Raw genomic sequence first — 18,937 nt, 5'->3', positions numbered from 1 at the left:
AATAAAGAAAAAGTTTCCGTTTCAGACCAAGCATATATTGAAAGTTTGATTAATGCAATAGGAACTGCATTGACAAAAAATAATGAATCTTTTGCTAAAGAAAAGCTAAAAGCCTTAAAGACAGAGTTATCAAAATATATTCAAATTTCTGAAGAAAAGGTTGAAAACCAAAAAGAAGATTCAAGAAAAGCAGACTTTGAAAAATACAAAAAGTTATATGAAGAAAACAAAGATAAAATTCCAATGTTTAGTCAAGCCTATATTGAGGGATTAATTCCGTCATTAGAAACTGCTTTTTCAAACGGAAATAAAAATTTTATAGACAAGAATTTTCCACTTTTGAAAAAAGAATTGTCAATGTTTATAATAATTAATTAAAACGAAAGCCACGATTGTGGCTTTTTTGCTTTTAAAATTTTACTTTTCTCTTTGATTATGCTATAATTAATGCTTAAGTTATTACTCAAAAATAAGTCGTGATATTTAATGTGTAGTTTGTTTTTGTCTTTTTCTTTCGGAACTAACGTTAAGGTTCACGAAAGAAAGAAAGGAAAAAATATGATAGAAAATTTTAGTGATTTTAATTTGTCGAAGGAAGTTTTAAAAGCCATTGTTGAAATGGGATTTGAAGAACCTTCTCCAATTCAAAAACAAGCAATACCAACTATGTTAAATGATGAAGACATTATCGGTCAAGCACAAACAGGAACAGGAAAGACTGCGTCTTTCGGTATTCCAATAGTAGAAAAAGTAGATAGAAATAATAAGACAACTCAAGCTATGGTTCTATGTCCAACAAGAGAATTGTCAATTCAAGTTGCAGAAGAAATTTCAAAGCTTGCAAAATATAAAGGAGTTTCAGTTATTCCAATTTATGGTGGACAACCAATAGAAAGACAAATTCGTTCTTTGAAAATGGGAGTACAAGTTGTTGTTGGAACTCCAGGACGTGTTATAGACCATATCAAGAGAAAAACTTTAAAAACAGAAAATATTAGAACTTTTGTACTAGATGAAGCTGATGAAATGTTTGACATGGGCTTTAGAGAAGATATTGAAAAAATTATAGGATTTTTACCTTATGAAAGACAAACAACTTTCTTCTCAGCTACAATGGATCAAGAAATGATGGATTTTGCTGCAAGATATCAAAGTGAGCCAAGACTTATTAAAGTTGTGCCAAAGGAATTAACAGTTCCAAAGGTAACTCAATACTATTTTGCACTTAAACACAATATGAAACTTGAAATTTTATCTCGTATTCTAGATGTTCAAAATCCAAAACTTACAGTTGTTTTCTGTAATACTAAAAAAATGGTTGATGAACTAACAGCAGGACTTCAATCTCGTGGATATTTTGCAGATGGACTTCATGGAGACTTAAAACAAATCCAAAGAGATGGAGTAATGAATAAGTTTAGAAATTCAACAATTGATATATTAGTTGCAACAGATGTTGCAGCTCGTGGTATTGATGTTGATGACGTAGATTTAGTTATAAATTATGATATGCCTCAAGATGTTGAATATTATGTTCACAGAATAGGTAGAACTGCAAGAGCTGGTAGAGAAGGAACTGCTATAAGTTTTGTTTCTCCAAGAGAAATGAATACTTTATCACAAATCCAAAAATATACAAAGACAAAAATAGAAAAAAGAGATATGCCAACTCTTAAAGACTTAATAAAAAGACATGAAGAAAGATTTATAGAAGAAATAAAGGAAGAAATCAATAAGAATGAGCATACAAAAGAGTTAAATCTTATAAATATTTTAATGAGTGAAGATTATTCTCCGATTGATATTGCAGCTTGTCTTTTAAAACATTATAATGAAAATAATAAGCTTAACAATCATGAAGAGCTTATGGATGTCGATATTAAGAAAAATAATAAGAAAAAAGGAAATGATAAGACTTCAATTTCAAATAAGGGTGGAAAGTCTAATGTTACTGAAAAGAACTCTGGAAGAATTTATATCAATATAGGTTCAAGAAAGGGAGTTTCTCAAAGACATATAGTTTCAGCGCTTTGTAATGATGCAAATATCAGCTCAAGAGATATTGGAGATATTGAAATTTTCGAAAAGTTCAGCTTTGTAAACATTCATAAAAACGCACTTAAAGATGCAGTAAATAACTTAAATAATGCTCATATAAAGGGCTTTAAGGTTTTAGTTGAACTTGCAAATAAAAAAGAAGATTCTTCAAAATTTTCTGCAAAATCAAAAGATAAGAAATTTAAAAAGGATAAAAAAGGCGAAAAGGGTGAAAAACCTAAACGTGATAAAAAGAGAAGATAATTTAAAAATTAATTTAAGGTAAATTATGGAATTTTGTAAATATAAAAAAGATTTGAATTTTTCATACACAATGGGAGCTTTCCCTACAATCGAGCTATTGCAGTCAAAGAAGTACAAAACTATTGCAGTTTTAGTACATTCAAAATATGACGATAAAAATAGACTTGAAGAAATTTGTAATGAAAAAGGGATAGATTTAATCTACAATGATAAAATTGTAAATAAACTTCAAAGCAAAGAAAATACATTTGTAATAGGAGTTTTTGAAAAGAATTTCGTAAAAATAGAAAAAGACAATCACATACTATTATGTGAGCCGAGAGATAAGGGAAATTTAGGTACAATTTTAAGAACTGCTTTAGGATTTGGCTTTAAAAATATTGTAATAATAGATGGTTGCGATGTTTTTGATCCAAAAACTATTAGAGCATCAATGGGAGCAATCTTTAAGATGAATGTAGAAATCTTTAAGACTTTTGAGGAATACAAAAAAACTTTTGAAGAAAATAATATTTATTCTTTCATTTTAAACAAAGACTCAGTATCTCTAAAAAATGTAGAAATCAAAAAGCCTTTTACATTAATGTTTGGAAATGAATCACATGGACTTGAAAACTTTGACTTAAGTGGAACAACTCCAGTATTCATAGAACAAAGCGAGGATATAGACAGCTTTAATTTGCCAATAGCAAGTTCAATAGCAATGTATAAATTTACAGAAAAATAATAAGAAATAAAGGTCTGGTTTGCAATTTAATTGTAGACTAGACCTTTTTTATAATTTGTTTAGCTTATTTACTGTTCACGTCTAGCTACTAATCAAAGTTACTTCCTTTACACGTCATCTCGACCAACGCGAATCTAGCCCTAACTTTGCTTGTTTACAAGCAATAGTAGGTCTAAGGCAGTTTTTATATAATTTTATACAATAGCTATGGGAATCTCTTAGTGACATTATTAATAAAATGTGACATTTATATACCGTTAACGTCTATTTTTTAAACAAAGATACTTCCTTTATACGTCATCTCGACCAACGTGGAGAGATCTCATACTTTTGCATTAGCAAAAGTAAATGTATCGAAGATACATATAATGTAAAAGGCTTATTCATTAAAAGTCTTTTAGATAATTTTGTTGTAATTGCATAAAGATTTTTTTATTATATAAGTCCTTTACAGGACTTACTATTATTTGTAAACAAATAATAGTTGAGATCTCTCCACTACGGTCGAGATGACGTGTTGGGGGCATCTCTTTGCAAAGAGCTATGACGTGAAACATTTCAATTAATAAAATATATAAATAAAAAGATTTTATTTTTTAAAATAAATAAAAAAAGTTTTTCTTATATTATTTTTTTGTTTTCTACTTATTTAAAATTATATTAGAAGTTAATTTACTTTTAACGTCTGTCTTTTAAACAAAGTTATTTCCCTTATACGTCATCTCGACTGTAACGAAGCGAAGCTGAGTGTAATGGAGAGATCTCATACTTTTGCACTAGCAAAAGTAAATGTATCGAAGATACATCGGATAAAAATTCCATAATCATATTTTTTTACAACAACAAAAAAAACAGGGTAAACCCTGCTTTTTTGTCTTAGTATGGATGCATTTAAGCATTAATAAAATTTTCTATTTTTTCTTTTAATTCGTCGTATTCAAATCCACCTTTAATAGCAACCATTTCAAGAGTTGCAATATCTTTCATCATTGCAAATAATTCTGGGTTATCAAGATTTGAATATTCTGGACTTAAAGTTTTTAAGAAGTTTTTAACTTCAGGATAATTTTCAACTAATTCACCAATTTTTGTGCTTTTTTCTAATTTCATTTTTAATTCTCCTTTATATTTGATTTTATTAATTATTTTTTATTGTAATAATATTATAATCTAATTTAGAATGAAAATCTGTTGCATTTGAAACGAAAATAAAAAAAATCATAAAAAAAATCCTATGAGCAAAACTCATAGGAATTGGTCGGGGTGAGAAGATTCGAACTCCCGGCCCCATGGTCCCAAACCACGTGCGCTACCAAACTGCGCTACACCCCGTTACGATTACCTACATATTATATACCTTTTATTTTGATTTGTCAACACTTTTTTAAAATTTTTTGTTTAAATCATTGGTAATATAATATTTTAATCGCAATTATTTGTTTTTTTGGTGTAAGTTTATTATATCCATTGTTGTTGGTTTATCTTTGAGATATGTTTTTACAACTGCAAAAGTTTCTCTGAAATATGATGAAATAAAAGCTCCTGTTGGTGTTTTTGCAGGAACAGTTTTTGCCAAAACTCCAAATCTATAAACTATAAGTTTTGCTCTAAATAAATGATAACTTGATGAAATTACCATAATTTCTGAAGGTTTTTTATCAAGTTTTTCTAATGCAAACTTTATGTTTTCAAAAGTGTTTTTGCTTTTTGTTTCAAGGATTAATCTATCTTTATCAATTCCTTTTTCAATTAAGTATTTTTGCATATATTCAGCTTGAGAAAGCTCGTTGTTATTTTCTTTTCCTCCACAAAGAACAGCCTTTGCTGTTTTGTGTTTGTTTAAGTATTCGATTGTTGTATCCAGTCTATTTATTAAAGTTTTTGAAAGATTTCCATTATTTGCCTTTGCTCCAAGAACTAGAACATAATTTTCATAAGTATCCATATCGTTTTTTTGTGAACCGAAAATTAATGACTGAATAAGGATTATTAAGCAAAAACCTACGAATAGAAAAAATTTAAATAGTCTTTTCATAGTGCCTCCTTAAATGTGATTTTCTAGTTGTTTAACAAATGCTTCTAAGAATATTTGTTCTTCATTTGAAAATCTGTTGAAAATTGGTGAGTCAATATCCAACACACCAAATAATTTATCGTCTTTAAAAATTGGGATTACAATTTCTGAATTACTCTTACTGTCACAGGCAATATGACCTTCAAAATTGTGAACATTTTCGATATTCAAAGTCTTTTTAAGACTTGCGCTCGTTCCACAAACACCTTTTCCATTCTGAATTCTAACACAGGCTGGAAGTCCTTGAAAAGGTCCTAGAACAAGAGTATCTGTCTTTTCATCTAGTATATAAAATCCTACCCAATTGATTTTTTCTAAAAAGAAATTTAATAGGGCAGATGCATTTGATAAATTTGCTATTGTATTTTCTTCGTTATTACATAATTCGTAAAGATCTTTTATTAAATAGGAGTATTGTTCTCCTAAGTTTCCTTCATATTTAATTGGATTAAACATATAACTCTCCTTTTTGGTTAATATAATAATATTAACACAAAAGTCTATTAATTTCTAGTTTAATACTCAATTTAATACTAAAAGCTGACTAAAAAGTCAGCTTTTTTAAATTAGGTCTGATAAACTATTCATATTGCATTCGTTAAGCAAGTCTTTTATGCCTGTTTTTATCTCTTCTCTATCAAAATCATGTTCGTTTAAGAATTTTGAACTCTTTTCATTTAGATATGAATAAAATAAAAGTCCTATTAATAAACTATCTTGAGTTTTGAATTTAATTAGGTTAAATAAAGCATCTTCTGCTTCGTTTATATTACCAGCATCAATTTTTGATTTTAAATCTTTTAAAATTTCTTTACTTGCTTCTAGTTTCAATAGTTTTTCTGGTGAAGAATTTTTGTCGATTTTAAAGACAAACTCTAAAATCATACTTATCCATTCTTCAATTTTTCTCATTATATAATCATTTTTTAGCATATTTTCTCCTAGTCAACTACTTCAAGATATGCTAGGTAAAAGTAAGCGGTAGAGCATATCAAGCCTAAGTTTAAAATTATCCACAATCCTACTTTTTTTGAATATCTTGAAAAGTAAGCTCCAACTGCTCCAACTATCTGTGGGAAAAAGAATCCTAAATACCCAATATAATCTGGCAGATGAATTCCTTGTCCTGTTTCAAAGGATTTTACATATAGGAGTAAAATTGATTCTACTATAGCACCTATTGAAAATAGTATTATTGATAAATTTTCTTTTTTCATATCAAACCTCCAACTCATTATACGTTCTAGATTAAAGGTAATTAAGAAAAGAATTACACTTATTAAAGAGTAAATCTTTCTAGAATTTCTTGAAAAATACATTGAAAATCCAAGTAAAACTAAAGTTATAGGTTGTAATGCCAATAAAATTTTTACATTTAAGTTTGAAAAGTGTACAGCAACAGCCCAAAAGGCTGTGATACAAAATGAAATCAAAGATAGTGTAAAAACTATTTTTGGTAAATTGTTTTTTTGTTCCATAGTAACCTCCAGAAACCAATATAAAATACATTATAAATATAACTCTGTTATCGCGATAATATTTTTACTAAATTATCTTAATTTAAATTTAATAAAATCAATATAAAAATCATAATACTTTTAATATTAAATGTAATTAAGAAAAAAATTACAGATATTATAGAGTAAATTTTTGCTAAATTTCTTGTAAAATATATTGAAAATCCAAGTAAAATAAGAGTTGATACATATAGTACTAAAAAATATATTCCATCTATATCATTTGTATAATCTGTAAGATAATTTACAGAATATAGTAATATGGTAATTAAAAATGAAATCAAAGATAGTGTAAAAACTATTTTTGGAAATTTTTTTGCTTCCATAGTAACCTCCTTTATTTAGAAGAATCTAAAAAAGTTTCTTAAATTCCTCTTGTGCTAAAATAAGCTCGTGAGTCATTGCAGGATCGAAAGAAGTGTGACCTGAAATAGGGAAAATCAATTTTGAATTATTTAGTTTTTCATGCAATAAATAAGCTCCAACAGGTCTGCAATCTACATCATATCTGCCATGAACAATTATTGTAGGAATATCCTTAATCTTTTCAACATTATTTAAAATGTAATTTTCTTCAAAGAAACAATTATTTACAAAGTAATGGCATTCCATAATTGCCATTGAAATATCTTCATCAGTGATTTCTTCTGAAATAACTCTCGGTTCAAGAGCAACAACTGAATTTTCAAATGCACTAAAAGATTTTCCGTATTTTTTCTTTGTTTCGTAATCGTCTGAAGTTAAGTATTTATAGTAACTTTTAATATAATCTTTTCTTTCTTCTTCGTTAAAAGGAGATTTAAAGATTTCAAAAGCTTCAGGGAAGAACATTCCTGCTCCACCTTGATATAACCACTTAACATCTTCATCTCTTCCTAAGAAAATTCCTCTTAAAATTAAACCTACAACGCTTTGTGGATAATTTTCTGCATAGTATAAGGAAAGTGTAGTTCCCCAAGAGCCACCATAAACAAGCCATTTATCAATCTTTAAATGTTCTCTTATCTTTTCCATATCCTTTGCAAGATTTTGTGTATTATTGTCTTTTAATTCCAAAAATGGTTTACTTTTACCGCAACCTCTTTGGTCGATTGTTATAATTCTATAAAAAGATGGATCTAAAAATCTTTTAGATTTGTCGCCACATCCACAACCTGGTCCGCCGTGAACAAAAACAACAGGTGCTCCATTTGGATTTCCGGATTGTTCATAATAAACTTCGTGAATATCATCAACCTTTAAATATCCTTTATCGAATGATTCAAATTCAGGAAAAAGTGTCTTAAATTCCATATTTACCTCCTAATTAGCTATTTAGTCTATACTATAATAAATAAAATCTTTTGTCAAGTTGTTTTTTATGGTCAAATTGTGATAAAATCATTAAATGAAGATTAGGAGGATATATGATAGGAATAATTGCAGCTTGCCTTACAACTTTCGCATTTGCACCGCAAGTAATAAAGATAATAAAAGATAAAAATACACAATCTCTTTATTTGATAATGTGTATTATGCAAACAACAGGAATTTTTCTTTGGTTAGTTCACGGATTAATGATAAAAGATTTTCCACTGATTTTTGCAAACAGCATTTCATTTGTTTTAGTTTTAATAATACTTATTCATAAAATCAAATATAAATAGATTTATAACTGAAAATATGTTAAAATATACTTAGAGTAAAATTTACTTAATAATTTTTAAGGAGCGAAAATATGGATTTACAAAAATTTAACAGAATCAAAAACGATGAAGGTTTTATAGCAGCTTTAGATCAAAGTGGTGGAAGTACACCAAAAGCGCTTAGATTATATGGTATAAACGAAGATGCTTATTCAAATGAAGCTGAAATGTTCGATTTAATTCACGAAATGCGTTCAAGAATTGTTACTTCAAAGGCGTTTAATAAAGAACGTATATTAGGAGCAATTCTATTTGAAATGACAATGGAAAGAAAAGTTAACGGTAAATTCACTCCGGACTATTTATGGAATGAAAAAGGAATAGTTTCATTTTTAAAAGTTGACAAAGGCTTAGCAGAAGAAAAAGATGGTGTTCAACTTATGAAAGAAATTCCAAATTTAGCTGAAATAGTAAAAAAAGGCGTTGAATATGGAGTTTTTGGAACAAAAATGCGTTCAGTAATTAAAAAAGCAAATGAAGAAGCTATTAAAGAAGTTGTAGCTCAACAATTTGACTTTGCAAAACAAATAATTGCTGGTGGACTTGTTCCAATAGTTGAACCTGAAGTTGATATAAATTCAGATGAAAAAGAAAAATGTGAAGAAATTTTAAAAAGAGAAATTTTAAAAGAACTTGATAAATTAGAAGAAGGACAAGAAGTGATGTTAAAACTTACATTACCAACTGTTCCTAATTTCTACAAAGAATTAGTTGACCATAAGAGAGTTGTTAGAGTTGTTGCTCTTTCAGGTGGATATTCAAGAGAAGAATCAAATGAACTTCTTGCTAAAAACCATGGAGTTATTGCAAGTTTCTCAAGAGCTTTATCAGAAGGACTTAATGTAAATCAAACTCAGGAAGAATTTGACAAAATGTTAGACAGTTCAATTCAAAGTATATTTGAAGCATCAATAAAATAGTTTATAATACAGCCGAGAAATCGGCTGTTTTTTTATGGGATAATTTAAGAAAAAATTAAAAAAATGTTGACAGATATATCGAAGTGTGATATATTATAGATACATCGAGATACGATATATAATGATTTGATATAAGGAGTCAAATATGGATTTAAAATTAAAGAAAATATATGCGCCTATGTCAGAAACTGCCTTTTATATTCTGTTTAGTTTACAAGTTCCTAATCATGGATATGGTATAGGGCAGGAAGTCAAAAAAATGACTCAAAATGAAATAAATATAAGTCCGGGAACAATGTATGGAACTTTGTCAAAAATGGAAAAAGACGGACTTATCACTTTCGTTAGAGAAGAAGATAAAAGAAAAATTTATTTAATAACTGAAATAGGTAGAGAAATATTAAATTTAGAATTAGATAGAATAAAAAGATTGTATAAAAATAGCATTGGAGATGAATATTATGGCTAGAAGAAAAACTAAAATAAGATTTTTTACAATTGGTGATTATGTTGAAATAGAAAAATGGCTAGAGGAAAATCATAGAAATGGCTGGAAGTTGGTTAAGTCTAGATTTCTTTGTTTCTTCATTTTTGAAGAATGTAAGAAAGAAAACTCAAATTATAGATTAGATTTTAAAAATGAAAAAGTAACAGAAGATTATGTACAAATGTATAAGGACTATGGTTGGGAATATATTGGTTCCTGTTTTGGTTGGAATTACTTTAGAAAAATAAATATTAATGATGATTCAGAAGCTGAAAAAGAGATTTTTTCTGATTCTGAATCTAAACTAAATATGATTAATCATATTTTTAAAACTAGAATGTTTCCTTCATTAACTTTTTTCTTTATCGCTATAGGTGTAAATGGTTTAAGACTTGCTAATGATACTCATAGAACTGTAGATATATATTCTGGAGTATTTTTGCTAATTTTATTTTTGATATACTTATTTGCTTTTGTTCATTGTTTAATTAAACTAAAAAGGTTGAAAAAAGAATTAGAAAGATAAAATTTTTTAAAAATTCTGAAATTGAATTTAATAAGAATATAATTAAATAATTTATAATACAGCCGAGAAATCGGCTGTTTTTTTATGTAAAAATTTATGTTGAAATAAAAGTATATATAATGTAAAATATATAGGAAATGAAATGCTAAAAAGTTATTGATTTAAAAAGTTTAAATAATATATTTTATAGGAGGCTTTATGTTATTAATAATAGCAATTGGAGGAGTCATTTTCACGATAATTGGTCGTGTTATGGAAATTCAAAATAGGAGTTTCATATTTTATAAACTTATAAGTTATTTAATAGCGATATTATGCTTAACTAAATTTATTTACGATGTTATAAAATATGATAGTTACTTTACTAATACAAGTTGGGAAGCGTTTTTTGAAGTAGCATCAACGGATTATAGAAGAATATTGATTTATGTTCTTATAATATTTATTTTTAATCTTATTCCTAGTTCGTTTTTTAAAAAATAATTAGAAAGTTGGTGTAGAATGAGTGATTTTAATATAAATGAAATGCTTGAAATGCAAAGAATATTACAAGATAAGTATAAGGATAAATGGGAAAAAATTTGTCCAGAAGTTGGCAAGAATAAACTACTATGGATGATTGGTGAAATTGGAGAAGTTATAGATATAATAAAAAAGAATGGAGATGAAAAATCTCTTAAAGACAAAGAACTTCGTAAACATTTAGTAGAAGAAATGGCAGATGTTCTCATGTATTACAATGACGTTCTCCTTTGCTATGGAATAGATGCTGAGGAACTAAAAGAAGCATATACGACAAAATTTGAAAAAAATATGAAACGTTGGTAGATAGTATAAGTTAAAAGGCGATAGAAATCGTCTTTTTTGTTGTGGAAATGAGATTGACGCGAAACTTTTTATTTTTATAGAATTTCTAATAATAATACTTGAAGTTAATTTACTGTTCACGTCTATCTCTTAAACAAAGGTGCTTCCTTTACACGTCATCTTGAGCGAAACGTAGCATAGCGAAGTGAAGTCAATCTAGCCCTAACTTTGCTTGTTTACAAGCAAAAGTAGGTCTGACGCAAAGATTGTTCAAATCTTTGATTTGAGTACAATCGACTGAGAAGATCTCATACTTTTGCTTTAGCAAAAGTAAATGTATCGAAGATACATCGAAAAAAATTATTTGCTAAAAGTTTTTAGGATATTTTCATAGAAGTTATATAAATATTATATTGTTAATATAAGTCCTTTACAGGACTTACTATTGCTTGTAAACAAGCAATAGTTGAGATCTCTCCACTACGTTTCACTTCGGTCGAGATGACGTGTTTGGAGTATCTCTTTGCAAAAAGTTATGACTTGAAAATTTTCAATTAATAAAACATATAAATAGAATGACTTTATTTTTTAAAATAAATAAAAAATTTTTCTTATAATATTTTTTGTTTTTATATAAGTCCTTTACAGGACTTACTATTGCTTGTTTACAAGCAATAGTTGAGATCTCTCCGCTCCATTCGTTTCACTCCGGTCGAGATGACGTGTTAGGAGGATTTTCTTTGCTTAACATCCTCACGTGAATTATTTTATTTTTTATGCAATTTCTAAATTCATTTTTTTTTAATAATATTTGATGTTTATTTACCTTTAACGTTAAGCTATTAATCGAAGATATATACCCCAATACGTCATCTCGACCAACGTGGAGAGATCTCACACTTTTGCTTTAGCAAAAGTAAATGTATCGAAGATACATAAAATATGTAAATCTTATAAGCCACAAGCATATCAACTTAAATTGAATGAAATATATTCTTATGATATAATCAGAATAAAGTATTTACAATGAAAATTTAGATATAATCTTCTTAAATAGAAAGGAGTAAAAAATGGTTTTAAATGAAAAACAATTAATATACGGTTATGATTATTACTTCAAAAATGAAAATAGACCTAGAAGTATTGTTGAGGTTTCTGAATATAATGGAGAAAATGCAATTATAATTAATTGTACTCAATTGGATGATAGTTCTACTTCAAAGTACAAAACTGCAAAGGCAAGAAAAAATGTTGTAAATGAATGGTGTGATTTTTTAATTAAAAATCCAACAGCTTTTACAGAACTTACATTTTGTACAAGAATGCCACAAGAACTTTTTGATGCGGTATGCTCTCAACAAAATCTTAAAAAATTATATATTAAATGGGGAGTTTATCCAGATATTTCAAAGATTTCAAATCTTGTTAATCTTGAATTTCTTCATTTAGGTTCAGGTTCAAGTGTAGGGAGTGTTGAACCAATTTCGAAGTTAGAAAATTTAGTAGCTTTAACTGTTGAAAATTTTCAAAAAATTCTTGACTATACTCCACTTACAAATCTAAAAAAATTGGAAAGTCTTACAATTGAGGGAGATTCCTTTGCTCCGAAAAATATTCATATAGATTCTATTGATTTTTTGAAAGATATGAAGCAATTAAGATTTTTTAGATTTTTTACAAGTGTTGTAAAAAGTAAGGATTACACTCCACTTTTAAGTCTTGAAAATATAGAGCATTTATCTATAAAGCCGTCTAAAGAGGTTAATGAATTATATGATGATATACTTAAACTTCCAAAATTAAAATATGGAACAATTGTATTTAATCCTGAATTTTATAAAAAATAGAAAAAATTTATTATACAGTATCTTATAAATTAAAAAAATATGGTATAATATATTCTATATTTTAAAAAGAAAGAAGGAAAAGTAATGAGTCAAAAAACTCTTAAAATTTTGGGATGGATAGCAACATGTACTGCAATGCTTATGTACATTTCTTATTTTCCACAAATTATTAACAATTTAAATGGTAATAAGAGTGGATTTTTACAACCTATGGTTGCTGCAATTAACTGTATTTTATGGTGCAGTTATGGATTTTTTCAAAAGAAAAAAGATTGGCCAATTATTGTTGCCAATGTACCAGGAGTTGTTTTTGGAACAATAGCTGCAATTACAGCTTTATAAGAGGATAAAATGTCGATATAATAAAAAAATATCGACATTTTTTGTTAAAAAAATGATTTATTTATGATTTTTGGTAAAAAAATTGCTATTAATAAAAAATTTTATGACTAAAAGATATAAAAATATTTGACTTTTACAAGACAAAATGATACAATTTAAAGTGATTATTTAGAGAAATTTTTAATTTTGAATAATAATTAAATAAATTCAAGGAAAATTTTAAAAAAGGAGGAATTTAATGAACAAGAATTTAAAAAAGATCGTTCTTTGTATGGCTTTATCTACAAGTGTTCTAGTTTCAGGAAATACCGTTAAATATTTTAACGTGATAGATACAGTTAAAGCTGATGAGAACGTAACAACAACACCTGTAATTACAGATCCAAATAATGCGTCAATTACAGATGCTCCGTTCAACAAAGCGGGTTATGCATTAGATCCAAATGCTAGTCGTTACACATTTGGAGTTTGGCAGTTCCTTAGAACAGATCCAAACACAAAAACAAAAACAAATTTTGATTACTATGCAACTCTTTCTGTAGATAGAGATGCTATCACAGGTAATCCTGGAGATAATCCAAAAGTATACTTACGTATAGTTAAAAAATCAACAGGTGCTGAAGTTTATACTAGAGAACTTAATGCGGGAGATAGCGATATTCAATTACCAAGCTACATTACAAACAACGCTGCAGGGGTTACAAATACATTGACTTATGTACCTGCAAATGGACCAACTCCTGGTACTTTAACATTCTCATTAGTACATGCAAATCTTGAGTATGAAACACTTCAAGTTCGTGATACTGAACTTCCAGGAAACGAAAATGAAGACAAACCTAATGTTCAAACTACAGTACCATTTAAAAAACCTGAACAAATAACTTACTACAGAGAAATTGATGAGTCAAAATACACTGAAGGACAACCTTATAAACCAACAGGTGATGAAGAAGTTATTACAAAATACGTTCAAAATGGTATTTCTGGTCAACAATATGTTGCATCAGATAACAGAGATATTGAAAAATATGAAAGAATAGAAGCTACAACTGACAACAACCAACCAAAAACAGGTCTTGTTAAACATGTAGCAGGTCAAAAATTAGTTGAACTTAAAGGTGGAGCTAACCATTACTATGTTAAACGTATTTCTGAAGTTGTAGATTCAAAAGGTTCAACAGTAACTAAACTTTATGCTCTTGACCCATCAGAAGTTGACAATTTCAATGGAGATGATGTTGGATCAACAGATGTTTCAAAATACACTTTATTATATACAACTAAAGTAAATGCTCCGGGAGAAATATGGACAGCTCCGGAAAGTAAAGTAACTAGAGTAGACAGCAAAAATGGGGACTACTATATTGATGTTACTGAAACAGCAGGTAGCAGATCTCTTGTTATAACTGGATGGTTTTCTAAAACTGAAAAAGTTACTTATATAGCTGATGAAGATAAGCAACCAAGACAATATGATAAGCCATTTACAAAGGGTCCAGATGTTGCACTTACAGCAGCTGGTAAAGGTAATAACGCAGAGAATGTAATTGCTGGAAAGACTACTGCTATTGTAGCAAAAACTAAAGTAACTCAACCAGATGGAAGTTTTACTTATATAGGATTGGAAGGATTTACTTCATTCTCAAATAACTATTCAATTCCAACTCCACCAAACGGATCTACTGATGTAAACTATTATTTCCGTAAACTAAAAGGTGAAGTTGAAATCACATATGTTGATGATAAGGGTAATAAACTTCAAGATCCTAAAAAAGACACACCAAAATCACCATATGATACACCATATAATGCAGATGAACCAGGCGAAAGACCTGACACTATCGAAAAAGATGGTAAGACATATAAGAGAGTACCAAAGGGAGATTATCCAGTAGGTAAAGTTGATGAAAATGGACATCTTGAAAATTCTGATCCAATTAAAGGAAAAGTTGAAAAACCAAAATCAACAATAACTTATGTATACAAACAAGTTGGTAATGTATATGTTCATTACAAAGATACAGAAGGAAATGTACTAAAAACTTCTGTAACTGATATGGATAAAGAAATAATAGATTCAGATTATGATACAGTTGTTGATAATAGACCAGCTAAAATTGAAAAAGATGGTAAGACTTATGTACTAGTAACAAAGGGAGATTATCCAGTAGGTAAAGTTGACGCTGAAGGACATCTTGAATCATCAGACTCTACAATTGGAAAAGTAGCTGAAAAAGATAAGAATGTAACTTATATTTACAAACTTAAAGAAGATCCAAAAGAAGGCGAAGTTGTTATCACTTATGTAGATGAAAATGGTAATGAACTTCAAGATCCAAAACAAGATACACCAAAATCACCATATGATACACCATATGATACAACTGAAGAAGGTGAAAAACCAAATACTATCGAAAAAGATGGTAAAACATATAAGCTTGTACCAAAGGGAGATTATCCAGTAGGTAAAGTTGATGAAAATGGACATCTTGTATCTTCTGATCCAATAACAGGAAAAGTTGACAAACCAAAATCAGTTATAACTTATGTTTATAAAGAAGTTAAAGAAGATCCAGTACAACCAAAAGGTAATGTATATGTTCATTATAAAGATACAGAAGGAAATGAATTAAAAACTTCTGTAAAAGATATGGATCAACAACCAGTTGATTCTGATTATGATACAAAGGTAGATAATAGACCAAACGAAATCAAAAAAGATGGTAAAACTTATGTATTAGTACCAGCAGGAAACTATACAGTAGGTCAAGTTGACGCTGAAGGACATCTTGAATCATCAGATCCAATAATTGGAAAAGTAGCTGAACAAGATAAGAATGTAACTTATATTTACAAACTTAAAGAAGATCCAGCACCACAACCAGATCCAGCACAACCAAAAGGTAATGTATATGTTCATTACAAAGATACAGAAGGAAATGAATTAAAAACTTCTGTAAAAGATATGGATCAACAACCAGTTGACTCTGATTATGATACAAAGGTAGATAATAGACCAAACGAAATCAAAAAAGATGGAAAGACTTATGTATTAGTACCAGCAGGAAACTATACAGTAGGTCAAGTTGATGCTGAAGGACATCTTGAATCATCAGATCCAATAATTGGAAAAGTAGCTGAACAAGATAAGAATGTAACTTATATTTACAAACTTAAAGAAGATCCAGCACCACAACCAGATCCAGCACAACCAAAAGGTAATGTATATGTTCATTACAAAGATACAGAAGGAAATGAATTAAAAGCTTCTGTAAAAGATATGGATCAACAACCAGTTGATTCTGATTATGATACAAAGGTAGACAATAGACCAAACGAAATCGTAAAAGATGGAAAGACTTATGTATTAGTACCAGCAGGAAACTACACAGTAGGTCAAGTTGACGCTGAAGGACATCTTGAATCATCAGATCCAATAATTGGAAAAGTAGCTGAACAAGATAAGAATGTAACTTATATTTACAAACTTAAAGAAGATCCAACTCCTCAACCACAACCAGATCCAGCACAACCAAAAGGTAATGTATATGTTTACTATAAAGATACTGAAGGTAATGTAATTAAATCTAGAGTAACTGATGAAGATGCTCAACCAGTAGATAAAGATTACGATACAGTAGTAGACAATAGACCACAAGAAATTGTAAAAGATGGTAAAACTTATGTATTAGTACCAGCAGGAAACTATACAGTGGGTTCTGTAGATAGTGAAGGACATCTTGAATCTTCAGATTCTACAACTGGAAAGGTAATTGAAGGAGATAAGCACGTAACTTATATCTATAAACTTAAAGAAGAACCAGTAGTTCCAGGAAAACCTGGAAAACCGGGAGAACCAGGAAAACCTGGAAAACCAGGAGATCCAGGAAAGGGTAATAGATTACCAAAAACTGGTGTTGCAAGCTCATCTGCATTACTAAGTTTAGTAACTGTTTTAACAGGAGCAATGGGTATTGTAATTAATTCTAAAAAAAGAAAATAATTAAATATTATTTAAAGAATAAAGCCTTTAGAAATTTCTAAAGGCTTTTCTTTTTCTAAATATATGCTTAAATTTATGCTAAAAACAGTAAAATTTAATTGACTTTTTATTTTTTAAATGATACAATTAAGCATATTGTTCACATTTTTTTATGTGATATTTTATAAAATTAAAAAATTTTTTTATTTTTAATTAGGAGGAATTTTAATGAAAAAGAGTTTGAAAAATATAGTTCTTTGCATGGCAGTTTCAGCTAGTGTTCTAGTATCTGGAAATGCTTCTAACTATGTTAAAGCTGAAGATCCAATACCGCAAGCTGATAATTTAATTAGTGAAGGTGGACATATTAATGTTGAAGGACAAGGAGCTAGATTAAGCGAAGATGGTAAAAGTGTAATCTACTCTTATATCATTGCTTTTCAAAGAATGCATTCAAGTGACCATGGTCAAACAGTAAGTGATGTTACAATTCGTTTTGCACCTATACCAAATGCTAAAATAAATTTAACATTAATAGGAACTAGAGACGAAAATGGGAAACCTGTAAATGCAAATCTACCATTAAAAGGATTGAAAATGGATGATCCGTCACTTGATGACCCTGATGATATTGATTTACCAAGTGCAGAAGAAGTTGCTGCAGGAAAAAAAGGTTATTATCTTTTAGGATATAATTATGATGATCAAAAATATATAACTACATTAGGTGTTTTTCATAATGTTAATGGAAGTCAAGCAGTTAAACTTGAAATTAGTGTTCCTTTAGAACAAGCAAAGAAAATTAAATATTTACCGATTGATGCTAGAATGGTATGGAAAGCAAGTCAAGAAGATGGAGCGCCTGGTTATGAGTCTGGAGCTCAAAGCTTAGAAGAATACCATAATCACGTTTTAGGTTTGCCATCTGAAAAGGAAGATGAGGAAGGAACTCCAATTCCTAATTATGGCGGAATAGGAGACCCTACTTTAGTAACAGAAGAGTATGTAAAAAATGGACATCTTATCAAATCTGTTGCAAATCCAAGTACTTATATAACTCCAAATAATGGAGATTGGACTAATATTCCAGAAGATACAAATATTAAAGAAGAGACTTTCTTCCATTATGCAAAAATCTTTACTTTAAGAGCTAATCCGGGTGTAACTTACTATATTTCTGAAAAAGAAGATATGGCAGACCAAGATGTTTCTGCATTATATTTAGGAAAAGTTGATGTTGATTATGTTATCCAAGGAACAAATACAAAAATTAAAGAAACTTATAACGATACAAAAGAAACTCCTATTTATGGAGAAAATGGAAAGTTAGTTAAGTATAATGCTGCAGAAAATGAAAATGAACGTCCTGCAAAAATTACTTATGATGGTAAAGAATATGAATATGTTGGAGTTTCAGCTACATCTGCTCCAGAAAATGGTAATTTAAAAGAAGGTACAACTAATGTGGTTTTCGAATACAAATTAGTTGAAAAAACATCTGAACCACAACCAGAACCACAAAAGCCAACACCTCAACCGGAACCACAAAAACCAGTTGAAAAAGAACCACAAAATGGTCAATTACCAAAAACTGGAATTGCAAACTCAAGCGCATTACTAAGCGTAGCAACTGTTTTAACAGGAGCAATTGGAGTTGTAATTAGTTCTAAAAAAAGAAAATAATCAATTTTATTTAAGATTAAAAAAAGCCTTTAGAAT

Annotated in this window: 20 protein-coding genes and 1 tRNA gene; 13 read left to right on the top strand and 8 right to left on the bottom strand. The window is 28.8% G+C overall.

The window, feature by feature from the left end; genetic code table 11:
• Positions 1 to 45 precede the first annotated feature (45 nt).
• From ACLGL0_RS03355 to ACLGL0_RS03345, 3 genes are all read left to right on the top strand, one after another.
• On the top strand, positions 46 to 378 hold the full coding sequence (locus ACLGL0_RS03355) for a hypothetical protein (protein ID WP_411013626.1): 333 nt from the start codon (positions 46 to 48) through the stop codon (positions 376 to 378).
• 180 nt (positions 379 to 558) lie between these two features.
• Positions 559 to 2,301 (top strand): DEAD/DEAH box helicase, encoded by a 1,743-nt coding sequence (locus ACLGL0_RS03350; protein ID WP_411013625.1) that lies wholly within the window; start codon positions 559 to 561, stop codon positions 2,299 to 2,301.
• A gap of 25 nt (positions 2,302 to 2,326) precedes the next feature.
• On the top strand, positions 2,327 to 3,028 hold the full coding sequence (locus ACLGL0_RS03345; RefSeq protein WP_411013624.1) for a TrmH family RNA methyltransferase: 702 nt from the start codon (positions 2,327 to 2,329) through the stop codon (positions 3,026 to 3,028).
• 891 nt (positions 3,029 to 3,919) lie between these two features.
• Here the strand turns inward: ACLGL0_RS03345 and ACLGL0_RS03340 are convergent.
• From ACLGL0_RS03340 to pip, 8 genes are all read right to left on the bottom strand, one after another.
• Positions 3,920 to 4,138, bottom strand: coding sequence for a DUF1858 domain-containing protein (locus ACLGL0_RS03340; protein ID WP_411013623.1), 219 nt, complete (start codon positions 4,136 to 4,138; stop codon positions 3,920 to 3,922).
• Positions 4,139 to 4,283: 145 nt separating this feature from the next.
• Positions 4,284 to 4,360 (bottom strand) — tRNA-Pro (locus ACLGL0_RS03335).
• 100 nt (positions 4,361 to 4,460) lie between these two features.
• Positions 4,461 to 5,063, bottom strand: a complete 603-nt coding sequence (locus tag ACLGL0_RS03330) for a YdcF family protein (protein WP_411013622.1) — start codon at positions 5,061 to 5,063, stop codon at positions 4,461 to 4,463.
• Positions 5,064 to 5,072: 9 nt separating this feature from the next.
• A complete protein-coding gene (locus ACLGL0_RS03325; protein ID WP_411013621.1) occupies positions 5,073 to 5,558 on the bottom strand; it encodes a GAF domain-containing protein in 486 nt (161 codons plus the stop codon).
• A gap of 105 nt (positions 5,559 to 5,663) precedes the next feature.
• Positions 5,664 to 6,035 (bottom strand): DUF6483 family protein, encoded by a 372-nt coding sequence (locus ACLGL0_RS03320; RefSeq protein ID WP_411013620.1) that lies wholly within the window; start codon positions 6,033 to 6,035, stop codon positions 5,664 to 5,666.
• An 8-nt stretch (positions 6,036 to 6,043) separates the two neighbouring features.
• Positions 6,044 to 6,580 carry a hypothetical protein gene (locus tag ACLGL0_RS03315; RefSeq protein WP_411013619.1) on the bottom strand — a complete coding sequence of 179 codons (537 nt, stop codon included), beginning with the start codon at positions 6,578 to 6,580 and terminating at the stop codon, positions 6,044 to 6,046.
• A 77-nt stretch (positions 6,581 to 6,657) separates the two neighbouring features.
• Complete coding sequence (locus ACLGL0_RS03310) at positions 6,658 to 6,945, bottom strand: hypothetical protein (protein WP_411013618.1); 288 nt, start codon at positions 6,943 to 6,945, stop codon at positions 6,658 to 6,660.
• Positions 6,946 to 6,970: 25 nt separating this feature from the next.
• Entirely contained in the window at positions 6,971 to 7,912 is a 942-nt protein-coding gene (pip, locus tag ACLGL0_RS03305) for a prolyl aminopeptidase (protein ID WP_411013617.1), read from the bottom strand.
• Between the two features lie 113 nt (positions 7,913 to 8,025).
• On the opposite strand from pip, the gene ACLGL0_RS03300 reads away from it, so the two are divergent.
• The 10 genes from ACLGL0_RS03300 to ACLGL0_RS03255 all read left to right on the top strand — a co-directional run bounded on the left by ACLGL0_RS03300 (position 8,026) and on the right by ACLGL0_RS03255 (position 18,901).
• On the top strand, positions 8,026 to 8,265 hold the full coding sequence (locus ACLGL0_RS03300) for a SemiSWEET transporter (protein WP_411013616.1): 240 nt from the start codon (positions 8,026 to 8,028) through the stop codon (positions 8,263 to 8,265).
• A 71-nt stretch (positions 8,266 to 8,336) separates the two neighbouring features.
• Complete coding sequence (locus ACLGL0_RS03295) at positions 8,337 to 9,224, top strand: fructose bisphosphate aldolase (RefSeq protein ID WP_411013615.1); 888 nt, start codon at positions 8,337 to 8,339, stop codon at positions 9,222 to 9,224.
• Positions 9,225 to 9,369: 145 nt separating this feature from the next.
• Positions 9,370 to 9,693, top strand: a complete 324-nt coding sequence (locus ACLGL0_RS03290) for a PadR family transcriptional regulator (RefSeq protein ID WP_313962456.1) — start codon at positions 9,370 to 9,372, stop codon at positions 9,691 to 9,693.
• Positions 9,686 to 10,237 carry a DUF2812 domain-containing protein gene (locus tag ACLGL0_RS03285; RefSeq protein ID WP_411013614.1) on the top strand — a complete coding sequence of 184 codons (552 nt, stop codon included), beginning with the start codon at positions 9,686 to 9,688 and terminating at the stop codon, positions 10,235 to 10,237. Before ACLGL0_RS03290 ends, ACLGL0_RS03285 begins: the two co-directional genes overlap by 8 nt.
• A gap of 198 nt (positions 10,238 to 10,435) precedes the next feature.
• Positions 10,436 to 10,720 (top strand): hypothetical protein, encoded by a 285-nt coding sequence (locus ACLGL0_RS03280; protein ID WP_314559173.1) that lies wholly within the window; start codon positions 10,436 to 10,438, stop codon positions 10,718 to 10,720.
• Positions 10,721 to 10,738: 18 nt separating this feature from the next.
• Positions 10,739 to 11,065, top strand: coding sequence for a MazG nucleotide pyrophosphohydrolase domain-containing protein (locus ACLGL0_RS03275; protein WP_314559175.1), 327 nt, complete (start codon positions 10,739 to 10,741; stop codon positions 11,063 to 11,065).
• Between the two features lie 1,049 nt (positions 11,066 to 12,114).
• Positions 12,115 to 12,891: a leucine-rich repeat domain-containing protein gene (locus ACLGL0_RS03270; RefSeq protein ID WP_411013613.1), complete on the top strand. Its 777-nt coding sequence runs from the start codon at positions 12,115 to 12,117 to the stop codon at positions 12,889 to 12,891.
• Positions 12,892 to 12,975: 84 nt separating this feature from the next.
• Positions 12,976 to 13,233 (top strand): SemiSWEET family transporter, encoded by a 258-nt coding sequence (locus ACLGL0_RS03265; protein ID WP_411013612.1) that lies wholly within the window; start codon positions 12,976 to 12,978, stop codon positions 13,231 to 13,233.
• A 238-nt stretch (positions 13,234 to 13,471) separates the two neighbouring features.
• A complete protein-coding gene (locus tag ACLGL0_RS03260) occupies positions 13,472 to 17,239 on the top strand; it encodes a collagen-like triple helix repeat-containing protein (RefSeq protein ID WP_411013611.1) in 3,768 nt (1,255 codons plus the stop codon).
• Between the two features lie 207 nt (positions 17,240 to 17,446).
• Positions 17,447 to 18,901: an LPXTG cell wall anchor domain-containing protein gene (locus tag ACLGL0_RS03255; RefSeq protein WP_411013610.1), complete on the top strand. Its 1,455-nt coding sequence runs from the start codon at positions 17,447 to 17,449 to the stop codon at positions 18,899 to 18,901.
• Positions 18,902 to 18,937: the final 36 nt, after the last annotated feature.

The organism is Parvimonas pharyngis (assembly GCF_046569675.1).
In the GTDB taxonomy this organism is placed as follows: domain Bacteria; phylum Bacillota; class Clostridia; order Tissierellales; family Peptoniphilaceae; genus Parvimonas.
Note: the sequence above shows the minus strand (reverse complement) of the source record. Positions and strands in the feature narration are given on the sequence as shown.